18 protein-coding genes are annotated in these 14,812 nt (G+C 67.5%); 13 read left to right on the top strand and 5 right to left on the bottom strand.

Going from position 1 to position 14,812, the window contains the following annotated elements; genetic code table 11:
- Nucleotides 1-13 precede the first annotated feature (13 nt).
- Both IE177_RS17085 and IE177_RS17090 read left to right on the top strand, forming a co-directional pair.
- Nucleotides 14-523, top strand: coding sequence for a phosphoribosyltransferase (locus tag IE177_RS17085; RefSeq protein WP_190016190.1), 510 nt, complete (start codon nt 14-16; stop codon nt 521-523).
- Between the two features lie 990 nt (nt 524-1,513).
- Nucleotides 1,514-2,125: a LuxR C-terminal-related transcriptional regulator gene (locus tag IE177_RS17090; protein WP_190016191.1), complete on the top strand. Its 612-nt coding sequence runs from the start codon at nt 1,514-1,516 to the stop codon at nt 2,123-2,125.
- Nucleotides 2,126-2,790: 665 nt separating this feature from the next.
- Here IE177_RS17090 and IE177_RS17100 read toward each other — a convergent pair.
- The 3 genes from IE177_RS17100 to IE177_RS17110 all read right to left on the bottom strand — a co-directional run bounded on the left by IE177_RS17100 (nt 2,791) and on the right by IE177_RS17110 (nt 5,398).
- Nucleotides 2,791-3,393, bottom strand: coding sequence for a hypothetical protein (locus IE177_RS17100; protein ID WP_229816074.1), 603 nt, complete (start codon nt 3,391-3,393; stop codon nt 2,791-2,793).
- Between the two features lie 202 nt (nt 3,394-3,595).
- Complete coding sequence (locus IE177_RS17105) at nt 3,596-3,832, bottom strand: hypothetical protein (protein WP_190016194.1); 237 nt, start codon at nt 3,830-3,832, stop codon at nt 3,596-3,598.
- Between the two features lie 807 nt (nt 3,833-4,639).
- Nucleotides 4,640-5,398 (bottom strand): GntR family transcriptional regulator, encoded by a 759-nt coding sequence (locus tag IE177_RS17110; RefSeq protein ID WP_190016195.1) that lies wholly within the window; start codon nt 5,396-5,398, stop codon nt 4,640-4,642.
- A 188-nt stretch (nt 5,399-5,586) separates the two neighbouring features.
- Here IE177_RS17110 and IE177_RS17115 point away from each other — a divergent pair, with 188 nt between their 5' ends.
- The 10 genes from IE177_RS17115 to IE177_RS17160 all read left to right on the top strand — a co-directional run bounded on the left by IE177_RS17115 (nt 5,587) and on the right by IE177_RS17160 (nt 12,452).
- Entirely contained in the window at nt 5,587-5,916 is a 330-nt protein-coding gene (locus IE177_RS17115; protein ID WP_190016196.1) for an SCO3933 family regulatory protein, read from the top strand.
- A 2-nt stretch (nt 5,917-5,918) separates the two neighbouring features.
- Complete coding sequence (locus IE177_RS17120) at nt 5,919-7,259, top strand: FtsK/SpoIIIE domain-containing protein (protein ID WP_190016197.1); 1,341 nt, start codon at nt 5,919-5,921, stop codon at nt 7,257-7,259.
- 9 nt (nt 7,260-7,268) lie between these two features.
- Nucleotides 7,269-7,931 (top strand): DUF2637 domain-containing protein, encoded by a 663-nt coding sequence (locus IE177_RS17125; RefSeq protein WP_190016198.1) that lies wholly within the window; start codon nt 7,269-7,271, stop codon nt 7,929-7,931.
- Between the two features lie 17 nt (nt 7,932-7,948).
- Nucleotides 7,949-8,134: a mobile element transfer protein gene (locus IE177_RS17130; RefSeq protein ID WP_190016199.1), complete on the top strand. Its 186-nt coding sequence runs from the start codon at nt 7,949-7,951 to the stop codon at nt 8,132-8,134.
- Between the two features lie 16 nt (nt 8,135-8,150).
- The gene (locus IE177_RS17135) at nt 8,151-8,444 is read left to right on the top strand and encodes a SpdD protein (RefSeq protein ID WP_190016200.1); all 294 of its coding nucleotides are present in this window, start codon (nt 8,151-8,153) and stop codon (nt 8,442-8,444) included.
- A gap of 3 nt (nt 8,445-8,447) precedes the next feature.
- A complete protein-coding gene (locus tag IE177_RS17140; protein WP_190016201.1) occupies nt 8,448-8,996 on the top strand; it encodes a GGDEF domain-containing protein in 549 nt (182 codons plus the stop codon).
- 93 nt (nt 8,997-9,089) lie between these two features.
- Nucleotides 9,090-9,266 carry a hypothetical protein gene (locus IE177_RS17145; RefSeq protein WP_190016202.1) on the top strand — a complete coding sequence of 59 codons (177 nt, stop codon included), beginning with the start codon at nt 9,090-9,092 and terminating at the stop codon, nt 9,264-9,266.
- On the top strand, nt 9,266-9,472 hold the full coding sequence (locus IE177_RS17150) for a hypothetical protein (protein ID WP_190016203.1): 207 nt from the start codon (nt 9,266-9,268) through the stop codon (nt 9,470-9,472). The genes IE177_RS17145 and IE177_RS17150 overlap by 1 nt, the downstream gene beginning before the upstream one ends.
- A 4-nt stretch (nt 9,473-9,476) precedes the next feature.
- Nucleotides 9,477-10,895 carry a replication initiator protein RepSA gene (gene repSA, locus IE177_RS17155; protein WP_308431563.1) on the top strand — a complete coding sequence of 473 codons (1,419 nt, stop codon included), beginning with the start codon at nt 9,477-9,479 and terminating at the stop codon, nt 10,893-10,895.
- A gap of 132 nt (nt 10,896-11,027) precedes the next feature.
- On the top strand, nt 11,028-12,452 hold the full coding sequence (locus IE177_RS17160) for a recombinase family protein (RefSeq protein ID WP_190016204.1): 1,425 nt from the start codon (nt 11,028-11,030) through the stop codon (nt 12,450-12,452).
- A 241-nt stretch (nt 12,453-12,693) separates the two neighbouring features.
- Here IE177_RS17160 and IE177_RS17165 read toward each other — a convergent pair whose 3' ends face one another.
- Nucleotides 12,694-13,722: a YIP1 family protein gene (locus IE177_RS17165; RefSeq protein WP_190016205.1), complete on the bottom strand. Its 1,029-nt coding sequence runs from the start codon at nt 13,720-13,722 to the stop codon at nt 12,694-12,696.
- Nucleotides 13,723-13,852: 130 nt separating this feature from the next.
- Here IE177_RS17165 and IE177_RS17170 point away from each other — a divergent pair, with 130 nt between their 5' ends.
- Complete coding sequence (locus tag IE177_RS17170; protein ID WP_190016206.1) at nt 13,853-14,179, top strand: antibiotic biosynthesis monooxygenase family protein; 327 nt, start codon at nt 13,853-13,855, stop codon at nt 14,177-14,179.
- Between the two features lie 101 nt (nt 14,180-14,280).
- On the opposite strand, the gene IE177_RS17175 is transcribed toward IE177_RS17170, so the two are convergent.
- Nucleotides 14,281-14,812: (Fe-S)-binding protein (locus IE177_RS17175; RefSeq protein WP_190016207.1), on the bottom strand; the 532-nt coding region annotated here is incomplete at its 5' end.

A 14,812-nucleotide genomic window follows, 5' to 3' on the forward strand; every position in this document is an offset into this window, starting at 1 on the left:
GGGCGGCAGGGGCATGAGTGACGTGCGGGAGAACCTGACGTACGAGCGGTTCGGTACCGCCGTGCGCGAGCTGGCGCAGACGATCGCCGACGACGGGTACGAGCCCGACATCGTGCTCAGCATCGCCCGGGGCGGGGTCTTCGTCGCGGGCGGGCTCGCCTACGCCCTCGACTGCAAGAACATCCACCTGGTGAACGTCGAATTCTACACCGGCGTGGGGACGACCCTGGAGATGCCGGTCATGCTGGCGCCCGTCCCCAACGTCATCGACTTCTCCGACAAGAAGGTGCTGATCACCGATGACGTCGCGGACACCGGCAAGACCCTGAAGCTGGTACGCGACTTCTGCCTCGACACGGTCGCCGAGGTGCGCTCCGCGGTGATCTACGAGAAGTCCCACTCCCTCGTCAAGTGCGAGTACGTCTGGAAGCGCACGGACGACTGGATCAACTTCCCGTGGAGCGTTTTGCCTCCAGTACATAAGTCGGGCGAGGCACCGAAGGAGAACAGGGAAGCGCTCTGACCTGGTGACTTCGCTGCGGCGCCTAGTGCCGCATCAGGCTGCCCTCAATCCAGCCTTGCCGGGGCCGCTAGGGAAGCTGGCCCAGGCAAGGCAATGCTCTGGAGCACCTCAGAGGAACAAGTTCTGACGCCACGCGTCCGCGATCTGCGGCTCCGTCCTTGGTCAACCTTCTGACCAGCGGCGGAGCCGTCGTCGTCTGTCAGCGTTGGTTGTCACTGAGCACCCCCGCACGGCCCAGGGACGGCCCGGACCGCTATGCCGGAGGCGCCGACAGTCAAGAGGGACGCACGCGCCACAGCGGCGATTCTGTCTGATTCGTGCTGCTGCTTGAGCTGCGCATATGCCATTACGCTGCGCTCCCATGGGGAAAGCTATGCGCCTGTACTGGTGATATGTCGCGGTTGGGGCACTCGTCGTCGCATGGACCCAGCGCTGGGCCCTCCCGATCATCGCCGCCTTGTCCGTTGCGGTCTTCGCCTACGCTTCCTTCCAGGTGCCGGTCTGGTGTGGAGCGGTCAATCGGGACGGTCGGACCTACTGCCGGAACAACGCTTAAGGCGTACTGATGGGGTGCCGAAACCGCCAGCATCGTTGGCAGAAGCTCAAGATGATCGTGTTGCGGAGCAAGGTCGGCGACGTGAGTCGTGCTGTTTTCCCGACCGCGAAGGAGAAGTTCAACGCCTTCTTGGCCGTAGCCGGCCTGCTCTCCGCGATCGCAGCAGTGATCGTCCCCGTCTTCACCGGTGACTGATGGCCCGCCCACCTCGGGCTGTGGCGTGCAGTTTGAAAGCCGTCGTTGCGGGAGTCACCGAGGGTTCAAAACCCCACATACTCACCGGGCAGGTTGGTGGTGGTTGCTGTACTCCGGTTCAGCAGCGGTGCTGCCAGTCGCGCCCACGGTTGGCCCAGGTAGGGATGCCGTACGACCCCTAATAATCCAGACTGGAAGGTGTCTAATCTTTACGGCCACATAGCACCTTTGGAAGGCCAATGGATCACAGGCTGCAGCGTGTTGCCATTCTTTGCGATGTCCCACTTCTGCGACGGGGAATTCAGCATGCTCTGAGTGCGGCAGCCGATCTGCAACTTGAGATCTTCTCGTCAAAAGGGGGTGAAACGGCACTAAAAAGAAAAAGTGAATCTGCATTGCCGGACATTGTGATCCTTGTTCCGTCGACTTTCGATGTTATCCATGAAGGAATTTCCTATCTGCATCACCGCGGATGCAGAGTGATCGTTCTATCTTCATCGGCGATACAGTGTGATGCGATGACGGCAATTCACGCGGGAGCGCGCGGATATCTAGACCATGACGTCGAAGAATCAGAATTGCTCACGGCAATCCGAACAGTTGCATGTAATCGAACCTACATTTCCGCGAACCTCACGCAACTCCTCGGCGTTAACGCGAGCATCACCGAACGGGAAAGGCAGATTCTGGAACTTCTTGCAGCCGGACATACGGATCGAGAAATTGCAAGAAAGCTGCAAATAAGTGAGCACACGGTGCATTCGCATTTAGATCGACTGCGGGCGAAGACTGGACTGAGGCGACGGGCGGATCTAACTCGCCTCGCGCTGAAACATGGGATGCCAAAGTGAATCGTGTGGGTAGTTCCGCCCGTAGCGTGGGTAGCTCTTCCCCTTTCTCCTCCTGGGGCATCAGAGCAGACTGAGGTCATGACGTGTTTGTGACCGATGGGGTGGGCTCCGTTTCAAGGGGGCGGACCTCAGCGACACCCGCAGGGGACGATCATGAGGAAGAGCGTACTGCGCAGCATCAGTGTCGGTACGGCGTCATGCATGATTACTGGTGTTTGTGGCTTCGTCGCAAGCCAGGCGAGTGCAGCGCCGGCCGCGCCTGTGAAAGTAGTGGCCAAACTAGCTCCTCGTGCGAGCCACAACACACCCGCCGATGTGGCTTCGTGCGTAGCGGCCACGGTGAGTGAGACTATTGCTGCGGGAAAGGGGATAGGGTCAGGGTTCAAGTTCGTTAAGCTCATCTCAACGCGGGTCGCAGTTGATGAAACGACGAGGCGCATCCCAGAGGCTGTCGGCAAGAAAGTCGGAGAGCAAATCCTCAGACAGTTGCTCAGTGACAAAAATCTGGCTCAATCCCTTGCGCCCACAAAAGAAGACGTCATAATCTTCACCATCGCAACTGGGGCTGCAATTATTGGCGGGTGGGTGCCAGTAACGGTTGGGGCTATCATCGTAAAGGCGAAATGCTTCCCTGCGCCTGCATACCACAAGATGCGCAACAAGACTCACAAGGAGAGTGGTCTCCTTGGCCTCTTGTTGCACACTGCTGGGACCGGCACCACGGGTGCGCCGACGGGTACCACGCAGAGGCCACCGACCAGCACCACCGCTGCACCGATGGGCACGACCACGACGTCTCCTAGCGGCGTTCCGTTCGTGCAACTCGGAGGCACACCACCGACGAGCACGACGGGTACGCCGACCAGCACGACGCAGACGCCACCGACCAGCACGACGGGTACGCCGACCAGCACGACGCAGACGCCACCGACCAGCACGACGGGTACGCCGACCAGCACGACGCAGACGCCACCGACCAGCACCACCGCTGCACCGATGGGCACGACCACGACGTCTCCTAGCGGCGTTCCGTTCGTGCAACTCGGGGGCACACCACCGACCAGCACCACGGATACGACGCAAACGCCGGCGACCAGCACCACGGATACGACGCAAACGCCGGCGACCAGCACCACGGATACGACGCAAACGCCGGCGACCAGCACCACGGATACGACGCAAACGCCGGCGACCAACACCACCGGTACTTCGAGCAACAGCTCGGGCGTGGAAACCGCGCCCAACAACGGCGAGGGGACCGTGTCCACCAGCCCAGCAACCCAGTAGCGAATCGAGGCTGGCAGGAAGGCTGACGGCTCAGGGGCGGTGGAGTCTCCCAGTTTGGAAGATCGCATAGGCGGATGCCTTGTGAGCTGGCAACTCGCTGACCAGGGAGCCAGCGTCGCTGTGACCCTGACTCCCCGCTGCTCCCCGTTACTGCGCGCCCCCTCGGGCACGCGAGGGACACGCCTACATCAGCTTGGTGATCCAGGGCTCGATCACCTTGATCGCGCCCATGATTGCGGTGATCACGCTCGCGACCGCCGCGATCAGATTCATCCCCTGGGTGATGGCGGTGGCTCGGGACGCCCGCGTCCGCACCTCGCACTTGCATGGGTGCGCATGGTCGCTGTAGCCTCCCGAACCGTCATACGCATTGCAATGCAATGTGTACGGGGGTACGGTGGACCGGTCCTTGTTGGACAAGGAGACTCCATTCGTGGGGTCGACATCGTTGAGTAGCCATCAGGCGCTTGCTGACCGTGAGAAGTTGGGCAGGCGTCCTTTTGGCATGTTGATATGAAGTTGTGAGGCGCCACCCTACCACGCCCCTCTCAACTGGCCCTGCCACACGAGTCGTTCACCCAACGCGTGCCTCCAGGACTCCACGGCGACCGGTGTAACACCGTTGCCGCGTGAGGGTGTTCAGTGTGCCCTAGGCAACCGCCGACCCGCAACTTGCTAGGGTAGACACCCCCCTCGACCTTCGATTTTAAAAACCGAAGCAGGATCGAGGCCCCCTAACCGTGGATTCCAAGGCAAGCGGTCGACGTCCGGTTGACCTGCACCAATCACTCTCCCCAGCTCCCGTCCCGTACGCCGTCGACCCACACACCGTGGAGCGGGCGTGGTCCATGGCGTCCAGGTGGAGCGCGCCACTGTACGAACGACCTGGACGCCATGGGCCGCGTCTGCTCGGCTCTGCCTGGGTTGATGGTGTGCGGGACGGGAGCTCCCCGCATCCGCCACGATGGACCCGCGGTCGGCGACGGTGCCCCCTCCATCCCGGTGCCGGCCGATCCCCCGCCGGAGGCACTGTTACTGACCGTGGCTGCGCTATGCGGTGATCGGCTCATGGCCACCGGCCCTGTCCACCTGTGGGCGCGCGTCGGCGCAGCGCGGGCGGAGCGGGCCGGAGGCAGGAGCGGCGCCCGCAGCGGAGCCGGGAGCGCGCCCGGCGGAGCGGAGCGCAGCCGGGGCTTGATGAGGTAGAGAAACCTGTAACAACCCAGGTCACGCGTCGAAGTCGTACTCCAGGATGTACGAGGCGGCGTCGAGCGTCATCTCGTTGATCTCGACGGGGCGGCCCTCGTCCGCGAACGCGGTACGGCAGATGAGGATGACCGGCGTGCCCGAGGACATGCTCAACTGTGCCGCCTCATCCTTCGACGGCATGCGTGAGCGGATCTCCTCGCGGAAGTGCACAGGCTTGTAGCCGAGTTCGGCAAGCCTGGCGTACGTCCCGCCGGGTCCCGTGTCCTCCTGCGTGATGGCGGATCCGGCAACCACTGATGTGGGCAGGTAGCTCGTCGCGAGCAGGACGGGCTTCCCCTCCAAGACGAAGCGCCGGCGCCGCACGCACACCGTCTCGTCGTCGGCCAGTTCCAGAACCGCGCTGATGCGGTCGGGCGCGGCCTCCTCGGACACGGTGACCTGGTCCACCTCGAGCGCACGGTTCTCGATGTCCGCGGACCAGATGGAACGGCCGCTGCCCCACTGCTGCTGGGAAAGTCGCTGGATGCCTCGGCGCCGAAGGGGGCGGAACGCTCGGACGAACACGCCGGCACCCTTGCGGGCCTCGGCGACGCCTTCGTCTCGGAGCACGCTCAACGCCTGGCGGGCCGTCATTCGGGCCACGCCGTGCGCGGCCATGAGCTCGTTTTCTCCGGGGAGGCGATCACCGGGGCCGTACTCGCCCGACTGGATCGCCTCGCGCAGGGAGTCCGCGATCCGCTGGTACTTCGGCCGACGGTCGTCGTCGGTGTTGGCCATTCCGGAGCCCTCCTCTCTTCTCTAGACAGCCTAGGCCATGGGTATGGCGCTCGCCCTCTGCGTGTTGCCGCGATCTTCGACTCGCAACCTCTCTATACATCCTGGTTGACATCTCTAGAGACGTGGGGTCAAAGTAAAGATGTCTAGAGAGGTCGCGCTGGGCGGCCTCCTGAACGAGGGATGTGCTCATGCCGTCTTTCAAGATCGACACGTCGACCGCTGTGGTGTTCGTGGCGACCGCGCCGACGCCAAAGCTGGCGAACGCCAAGACCGGTGAGCGGGCGATGGACCGAGAGACCGGTGCCGCCCTGTCGACCGTGGGCCTGCTGGTCTCGGACGACGGGGAGGGGAACCTCTACCAGGTCACCGTCCCCGAGAACGGCTACCCGGAGGGCCTGGCGCCCGGCATGCCGGTGAAGGTGGTCGGCCTGAAGGCCCGGGACTGGGAGAACGAGTTCAACGGCCAGAAGCGGCACGGCATCTCGTTCCGCGCGGTCGCGATCACCCCGGTGGCCTGACCATGACCGACGTGTCCATGGTCCTGGAGACCACGGGAGTCCTCGCGGGTGCCGGCGGTCTGGGCTATGCGAAGGTGCGCGCGCCGCGCGTGTACTGGTCGCTGGTCGGGCTGCCGGTCACCTGGGGCCGGTTCACCTTCACCTACCGCTCCACGATGGACGTGTGCGGGCTGACCGTGCAGCCGTCGCGCATGCGGGCCTTCATCGCCCGGAACGTGGCCCGCCGTGAGGTGCTGCCGGTCCCGCCGAAGGTGCGCCGCGTCCGGGGCACGTCGACCGGACTGCGGGTGACGCTGCGGCTTCCCGCCGGCCTGGAACCAGCCGACCTGATGGCCGCCTCGGAGCGGCTACGGCATGCCTGGGGAGTGCACTCGGTGACCATCGCCGAGACCAAGCCGGGGTACGTCGAGCTGCGCATGACCGGCTACGACGTGCTCCGTCAGGTCCGCCTGTCGCGCGGGGCAGTACCTGAGGGGCTGACGGTGCCGGTGGCGCTGCGGGAGGACGGCACGGCGTTCGTCCGTGACTACCGCAAGGTGCCCATGGCACTGACGCTCGGCGCGAACAGCTCGGGCAAATCCGTCTACCAGCGCAACCTGATCAAGGGCTTGGCGCGGCTGCCGGTGGCGCTGGTCGGAATCGACTGCAAGCGCGGTGTCGAACACTCCGCCTACGCGCCCCGGCTGTCGGCCCTGGTCACCACCCCGGACGACTCCGCCTCCCTGCTGGATGTGCTGGTGAGCGAGATGGAGTCCCGCTTCGACCTGCTGAGCGCGCACGGCGTCTCGGACATGTGGGACCTGCCCAAGCGCTTACGGCCGGTGCCCGTCGTCGTCCTGGTCGACGAGGTGGCCGAGCTGTTCCTGATCTCCTCGAAGAAGGATGAGGAGCGGCGGGAGCGGATCGTCACCGCGTTGATCCGGCTGGCGCAGATGGCCCGCGCGGTCGGCATCTACCTGGAGGTGTGCGGGCAGCGCTTCGGCTCCGAACTGGGCAAGGGCGCCACCATGCTCCGCGCACAGCTCACCGGCCGCGTGGTGCACCGGGTCAACGACAAACAGACCGCCGAAATGGGCCTCGCCGACGTCGCTCCGGATGCCGTCGCGGCCGCCTCCCTCATCCCTGCTGAACGCCCCGGCACCGCCGTGGCGGCCGACTCCTCCGGTGGCTGGGCAAAGATCCGCACCCCCCACACCTCCCGCGACGACGCGAAGGCGGCGTGCCGGGACTTCGCCCACCTCGTCCCGGACCTGCCTGCCCTGGACCGGTTCCGGCCCCACGTGCCAGCCGACGCCCCGGCGTCCGGTCCGTCGCTGGTCAAGCCGCTTCCGGTCACGGAGTAAGGGGGCGCCGTGAACCGCTCGCTGCGCCCTGATGCCGTCCTCATCCAAGCCGTGATCGCCGGTGCTCTGTCCTTCGCGCATCTGCACGACCTGGCGGCGGCTGCCGGTCAGTCCGGATGGAAGGCATGGGCCTACCCCATCTCCGTTGACCTGCTGCTGGTCGCTGCCTGGCGTCGGCTGCGCGCCGGCCGGGACCGGTCCTCGTGGACCTGGTTCGTCATCGCCCTGGCGGCCTCGCTCGGCGCCAACGTCGCCACCGCCGGACTGCTCGACCTCCACCAGGTACCTGCCTGGCTGCGCATCCTCGTCGCCGGATGGCCCGCCCTCGCCTTCCTGGGCGGCACCCTGCTCGTCCACGCCCCCACCCCGGTCACCGCAGACGTGGCTCCGCAGCTGGAGGAAGAACCGGCGGCCCCGGAAGTCGAGGTGCACCGCACCGACACCCCCGAACCGGTGGCCCCGCCCCCGGCACCGGAACTGGCTCCGGCACCGCCCAAGCCTCCGGCCGGCACCTCGGCCGTTCCGCCGGCCCTGCTCGACCACGCCCGCTCGCTCGCCGACGCACACCGCAGCAGGACGGGCGAGCAGATCACCGCCGACGCGCTCACCGCCCGACTTGGCCTGCCCACACCGACCTGCCAAGCCATCGCCGCGCAACTCCAACTCGCCTGACACAAGGAGGCCAGCACGTGCGTCCGAACCGCTTCTACGACGTGATCCGCGTCGGGCCGGTCAAGGTCGGCACCTACAACAACGGCCGCGGCCAGACCAAGCACACCGCCGCCTGCACCGCCCCCGGCTGCGGCTTCTCCACCGAACACCGCGACCGCTCCGCCGCCGAACTCGCCGCCCGCACCCACCGCTGCACCGCCTGACAGAAGGGAAGCTCCCGTGTTCGCACCGAAGTACCCGCCCCAGGACACCGCTGCCGCGCCAGCACCGGCTCAGGTCCCCGCGGTCCAGGCCCCTGTCCCGGTCGTCCCCGCGTCGGTCTCCCAGCGGCCGGCCATACAGCTCACCCCCGGCAGCGCTCTCGCCCTGGCGGCCGGTGGCGGGGCTGTGGTCCTGGTCGTTGGCGCCGTCCTGGTCTCGATGCTCTTGGCGGTCGCTATCACCGCCGTCTCGGTCGCCGTGACCGCGGTCGTGCTCCGCTTCCTCATCACCGACCTGCGAAAGGGGCACTGACCGATGGACACTCACGTGATCGCAGCCGCGTTACCGACGCTGGGCTGGGCCGTCCACGGCGGTCTCCTCTTGCGCCGCCTGGCCACCGCCCGCCGTGATCCGCTGACTGGCCTGCACACCCGCGCCGGATGGACCACTCGCGCCGAATACCTGCTGGCCAAGCACCCCGGCGCCCTGGTGCTCCTGGTCGACCTGGACGACTTCAAGGCCACCAACGACACGCACGGCCACGCCGCCGGAGACGCCGTTCTCACTGCGACCGCCCGCCGGTTGAACACCTGGGTCGGCCGCTACGGCATCGCCGCCCGCCTCGGCGGAGACGAGTTCGCCGCGATCATCACCGACCCCGGCCGCACCCCCAGCCTCGACGCCTTGCAGCTCGCCCTGAACGGGCCGCTCGAACACGACGGCCGCACCCTGCCGGTCTCGGCATCGGTCGGCCGCTGCTACTGCTCCCACCTGCCCGTGCGGACCCTCACCGACGCCCTGGCCTCCGCCGACGCGGCGATGTACGCGGTCAAGGGCCACGGCAGGCGCAACACCCGCCCATAACGGCCCCCGGAGCGGCCTCTCTCGCCAAAGATCCGCCGCTCCGGGCGCCTGCACCACTTCCAGATCCAACGGACTCGAAAGGGAAGCCCCATCATGCCCCAGCACACCCGCGCACGGATCTGTCGCGACTGTGACGGCCACGCCACCGCCCACATCACCACCGGCACCCGGCACCGCGACGGCACCCGCGTCACCTTCCGCGTGACCTGCCCGGCCTGCAAGGGCACCGGCACCGCTCGCCGCGTGCGCCCGCAGGAGGTGACCGCCTGATGCCGCGCAGCTGGAGCCGTGGAGTCGACCGCCTCCACTACGAAGCGATCGACGGCGACTACGACCGCTTGAAGAAGACCGCCAAGGCGCACGAGCTGCACGACGGTCAGCGGAGCGCGAAGCCGTCCCGGCCTGGCCGCGCGGAGCTGTCCGGGCCGACCAGCAGCGACGCCAGCACCCCGAAGAAGCGGCGTTGGGGCCGGTGATCAAGTGAGCGACACCGCCACCATGGCGGGCCTGGACCCGGCCACCCTCGCCGACGTGCTGAGGCTGGCCGGGTCTACCGGCTTCGACCGCATCCAAGACCAGATCCGCCGCACCGGCGGCTGCACCGACCCGATCCGCCTGCAGGGCACCACCGTCACCCGCGACGCGGCCACCGGACACGTCCTGCACTCCTACTCGACCGACACCGAACCCGGCGGCGTCCTCCGCCTGGCCTGCGGCAACCGGCGGGCCTCTCGCTGCCCGGCCTGCGCCTGGACCTACGCGGGCGACACCTACCACCTCATCCGCGCCGGCCTCGTCGGCGACCCTGGCAAAGGCACCCCCGAAACGATCCGCGACCACCCGCGTGTGTTCGCCACCTTGACCGCGCCCTCGTTCGGCCCGGTCCACAACCGTCCCGGCAACCGGCCCTGCCGCTGCGGCACCCACCACCAGGAGGACGCCCCCGAACTCGGCACCCCGCTCGACCTCGACACCTACGACTACGCGGGCGCCGTGCTCTGGAACAACCACGCCTCCGACCTGTGGCGCTACTTCACGATCTACCTGCGCCGCGAGATCGCCAAGCGGGCCGGACTTACCCAGAAAGCCGCACGCGAACAGTCCCGCGTCTCCTTCGGCAAGGTCGCCGAGTACCAAAAGCGCGGAGCCGTCCACTTCCACGCCGTCATCCGCTTCGACGGACCAGAAGGACCCGACGACCCGCCCCCGGCCTGGGCCACCCTCGACCTGCTCACCGACGCCATCCATGCCGCCGCCGCCCGCGTCGCCGTCGATGTCCCTCCGGCCCGGTATCAGCCGGACCCCGATCAACCGGCACGTACCGAGCCCGCGCGCACGCTGCGCTGGGGCGCTCAGCTCGACGTCCAGCCGATCGGCGCCTTCGGCCACGGTGAGGAGATCACCGAACAGGCCGTCGCCTCCTACGTCGCCAAGTACGCCACCAAGGCCGCCGAGAGCACCGGCACCGTAGACCGCCGCATCGGCAACAAAGAGGCCCTGGCCCTCCTCGACGTGCCCGAGCACCCGGCCCGGCTCATCACCGCATGCCTCGACCTCCACCCGCTCTACCCGGACCGGAAGTTACGCGACTGGGCCCACATGCTCGGCTTCCGCGGCCACTTCTCCACCAAGTCCCGCCGCTACTCCACCACCCTCGGCGCACTCCGCCAGGTCCGCGCCGACTACCGCGCCGCCCAGCAACGCGCCGCCCTCGGCCTCCCCGACCCCGACGACGAGGAAGCAGCCACCCTCACCCTCGCCCACTGGGCCTACGCCGGCCACGGCCACACCCCCGGCGAATCCTGGCTCGCCGCCAACATCCGCCGCGACATCCAACACAACCGCGAGACCGCCCGCGAAGAACTGACCGACTGGGAGGGGGGTGACTCGGATGCCTAGCAAGGCCGAGCCGACGACCCGTAAGCCTGCGATGTCGAAGGAGGAATGGATCGCGAAGCACCTTCGCCGCGCGCCGACGAGGGACGAGGAGTGGGTACGTCGCCTTCTCGTCCTCCAGGGGAGGGCGTAGCAGTGGCACTCAAGGTTGCGGTCTATACCCGCATTTCGCGTGATGACGAGGGTGATGGGCTGGGCGTCGCACGCCAGCGCGAGGACTGCGAGCGGCTTGCGGATCTCCGGGGATGGGCTGTTGCGAAGGTCTATGAGGACAACGACGTCTCCGCCTACAAGCGGAACGTTCGACGGCCTCAGTTCGAACTGATGTTGAGTGACTTGGCGGACGGCCTGATCGACGGGGTGGTGGCCTACGACCTCGATCGGCTGGCCCGGCAGCCGAAGGATCTAGAGCGGCTTATAGATCTCTTCGACGAGCGTCGGCGGCGCGTATTCGCCACCGTCACGAACGACGTCAATCTTGGTACAGCCGATGGCCGCACCATGGCTCGCGTAATGGTCGCCTTCGCCAACAAGTCGTCTCACGATGCCTCCCGGCGTATCCAGCGGAAGCACCTTGAACTGGCGCGCCAGGGGAAGTCCAGCGGCGGCCCGGCTCCCTACGGTTGGCAGTCGGACGGACGGACAGTGGATCCGGTCGCTGCGGAGCATATCCGTGCCGCGCAGAAGCAACTGCTGGCCGGGGTCCGTATCGGAACCATCCGCACGGACTGGCAGCGTCGGGGGCTCGGGCATCCCCGTGAGGGCACTACGCGGCTCCCACATCACCTGGTCGAACGGATGCTCACCAATCCCCGGCTGTGCGGCTACCGCACATATCGGGGTGAACTCCTGCTCGATGACGACGGCCGGCCGGTCATCGGTCAATGGGAGCCGATCAACACTGTTGAGGAGTGGGAAGCGGTGTGCGCTGTGGTCACGGAGCGCAAGCAGAAGTACCCCGGGCGCTCGCTGGCCCGGAAGTACCTGCTGTCCGGGATCGCCCGCTGCGGACTCTGCCACTCCAAGATTCGAGGGCAGGTCAACAAACCTCGAACCGCGAACTCTAAGGGAGCCACCTTCAGCTATCAGTGCTCCGTAGTGAACGGCGGCTGCGGCAAGGTCGGACGAGCCGGCGAATCCGTCGATGAGTTCGTGATCAGCCTCGTCCTCGCGGAGCAACGCGAGAGGGCTGCAAGCACCACCGTGCAGGGCGCCGACGAGCCGTGGCCGAACGCGCCCGCACTCGCTGATGTTGAGGCGGATATTGCTGCCCTGACTCAGGCCGCGAAAGCCAAGGAGATCACGGTCTCTACCCTGCTTCAGCTCCTGCCGGACCTGGAGCGGCGGCGGGACGAGCTGAAACTGGAGCGCGGACGCCACAGCAAGACCCGGCAGCAGTCGGCCTCGCTGAGTGTCGACACCATCGAGGACTTCCGCATTCTGCCGATCGAACGTCAGCAGGCATTGATCTTGCATAGTCTCTCGGCCGTGCTGATACACCCAGCAGGAAGGGGAGCACGCAGGTTCGACCCGAGTTTGATCGAGCCCGTCTGGCACTGACGGCAACACCCAGAACGCGAGGCTGCGCATCCGGCGGCCTCGCGTTCTTGCGTGTTCGTGAGCGTCCTGACCAGGGAAAAGGCGTGTCGTCCAACCACCCTCATCAGGTCAAGCGTGCCTGGAGTGTCCTGCCTCCCGTGGTGAACCGGGCCGGGCAGGTGCTCGACGCGTAGACATGAGGAAGGGCGGGCCCCGGTGAGAACCGGGGCCCGCCCTTCCTCATGCGCGCCGGAAGTGTGCGCTAGAACGTGCCCAGCTTCACGATCGACAGCAGCGCGACCAGCTGGATCGCCGACGCGCCCAGGGCCTTCGGCCAGGGCAGGTCGTGGGAGCGGGAGACCATCACGGTCAGCAGGGCGCCCGCGCCGATCCAGGTGGCCCAGCCCAGCAGCTGGACGAAGCCGGCGTCGCCGCCGAAGAACATGGCGACGATCAGGCGGGGCGCGTCCGTGAGGGCCGTGATCAGCATGGACAGGCCGACGGTGGGCTGCCAGGCGCCGTCACCGCCGAGCTGCCGGGCCAGCGTGTGCGTGACCACGCCCAGGACGAACAGGCCCAGCACCATCACGACCGCCGTCACCAGCACGATCGGGACCGCGTTGGAGAGCGTGGCGCTGATCGCGTCCGCGCGGGCGCCGTCGAAGCCGAAGACGGCGAGCAGGCCGTAGAGGAAGGTGACGATGAGGGCGGGGGCCCACATCGTGTAGTCGCGCATGCGCAGGAAGGTCTGGTCGGGGGAGAGGACGATCCCCCTCAGCAGCTGCTTCCAGTGCAGCGGAGGGCCGACCGGTGCCGCGGGCGCGGCGGGGGAACCGGCGTGGTAGGTCGCGCCCTGGGTGTAGCCGGCGGCCTCGTCCACGGAGAACGCCTGGGTGTGGCCCGGGTTGTTGGCGGCGTACGGGTCGTGCCCGCCGTGCCCCGCGCCGTTGTGGCCGTCGTCGCCGAAGTACTCCGGTCCGTCGTCGGCCGGCCCGCGGTACCCGTACTGCTGCCCCGCCTGCGGGTACGGCGGCTGCGACGCCTGCGGATAGCCGTACGACGGGCCCGCGGGCTGCCCGTACGACGGTTGCTGCCGCCCGTACGACGGCCCGCCGGGCCGCCCCTGTCCGTACGACGGTCCCTGCGGCGCCTGCTGTCCTTGGGGGGTGCGGTTGTCCCGCCCCCCGCGTCCCATCCTGAATCCAGCCACGTCATCGAACGTACCCGGTCCCGCGGACCGGTGTGCCGGACCCGGGCGTCCGGGCCCGGCTTTGCGGCCGACCTGTGACATCCCCTAAGGGGGCGTCAGGCGGCCGGCCTCCGGGTTCGTCGGGGTGCATTCCGGGTTCGCTCCGGGTTTGTTCCCGCGGCGCCCGCGCCCTCTTCCGGTGAACGGTCGCGTTCTGGGCCAGGATGGGCTCATGAGCGTAGTGAAGATCAACGTACTGACCGTCCCGGCCGAGCAGCGGGAGGTGCTGGAGAAGCGGTTCGCCTCGCGGGCACACGCCGTGGAGAACTCCGACGGCTTCGAGTGGTTCGAGCTGCTGCGGCCCGTCGAGGGCACCGACCAGTACCTCGTGTACACGCGCTGGCGCGACGAGGAGTCCTTCCAGGCGTGGATGGAGGGGCCGATGAAGTCCGCGCACCAGGGCGGCGGCGAGGGCGGCGAGCGGCCCCGCCCGGCCGCGTCCGGGTCCACCCTGTGGTCCTTCGAGGTGGTGCAGCAGGCTGCGCCGAAGGGCGCCTAGCCGCACAACGTGCCCACGGCCGTGGCGGCGGCCGGCCCGACCGGAACGACGGCGCCCCCTGCCTGTGCGGGTCAGGGGGCGTCGTCGGGCTGGTGGTGGTGTTACTTCACCGGCTCGGGTTCGGGTGCGGTCTCGGTCTCGGTCTCGCCGGCCGGGTCGAGCGGGGTCCTGACGGAGTCCAGCAGGAGCTGGGCGACGTCGACGACCTGGATGGATTCCTTCGCGACACCGTCGTTCTTCTTGCCGTTGACCGAGTCGGTCAGCATGACCAGGCAGAACGGGCAGGCGGTGGAGACGATGTCCGGGTTGAGGGAGAGGGCCTCGTCGACGCGCTCGTTGTTGATGCGCTTGCCGATGCGCTCCTCCATCCACATCCGGGCGCCGCCGGCGCCGCAGCAGAAGCCGCGTTCCTTGTGGCGGTGCATCTCCTCGTTGCGCAGGCCCGGGACCTTGCCGATGATCTCGCGCGGCGGCGTGTAGATCTTGTTGTGGCGGCCCAGGTAGCAGGGGTCGTGGTAGGTGATGATGCCCTCGACCGGGGTGACGGGGACGAGCTTGCCCTCGTCGACGAGGTGCTGCAGCAGCTGGGTGTGGTGGATGACCTCGTAGTCGCCGCCGAGCTGCGGGTACTCG

It is taken from the genome of Streptomyces lucensis JCM 4490, from assembly GCF_014650035.1.
Lineage (GTDB): Bacteria > Actinomycetota > Actinomycetes > Streptomycetales > Streptomycetaceae > Streptomyces > Streptomyces lucensis.

What these genes read in the sequence shown, in the direction of transcription:
- IE177_RS17085 (WP_190016190.1), top strand. Translation starts at nt 14, where the DNA reads ATGAGTGACGTGCGGGAGAACCTGACGTACGAGCGGTTCGGTACCGCC.
- IE177_RS17165 (WP_190016205.1), bottom strand. Translation starts at nt 13,722, where the DNA reads ATGTCACAGGTCGGCCGCAAAGCCGGGCCCGGACGCCCGGGTCCGGCA.
- IE177_RS17140 (WP_190016201.1), top strand. Translation starts at nt 8,448, where the DNA reads ATGGACACTCACGTGATCGCAGCCGCGTTACCGACGCTGGGCTGGGCC.
- IE177_RS17145 (WP_190016202.1), top strand. Translation starts at nt 9,090, where the DNA reads ATGCCCCAGCACACCCGCGCACGGATCTGTCGCGACTGTGACGGCCAC.
- IE177_RS17110 (WP_190016195.1), bottom strand. Translation starts at nt 5,398, where the DNA reads ATGGCCAACACCGACGACGACCGTCGGCCGAAGTACCAGCGGATCGCG.
- IE177_RS17120 (WP_190016197.1), top strand. Translation starts at nt 5,919, where the DNA reads ATGACCGACGTGTCCATGGTCCTGGAGACCACGGGAGTCCTCGCGGGT.
- IE177_RS17090 (WP_190016191.1), top strand. Translation starts at nt 1,514, where the DNA reads ATGGATCACAGGCTGCAGCGTGTTGCCATTCTTTGCGATGTCCCACTT.
- IE177_RS17170 (WP_190016206.1), top strand. Translation starts at nt 13,853, where the DNA reads ATGAGCGTAGTGAAGATCAACGTACTGACCGTCCCGGCCGAGCAGCGG.
- IE177_RS17115 (WP_190016196.1), top strand. Translation starts at nt 5,587, where the DNA reads ATGCCGTCTTTCAAGATCGACACGTCGACCGCTGTGGTGTTCGTGGCG.
- IE177_RS17150 (WP_190016203.1), top strand. Translation starts at nt 9,266, where the DNA reads ATGCCGCGCAGCTGGAGCCGTGGAGTCGACCGCCTCCACTACGAAGCG.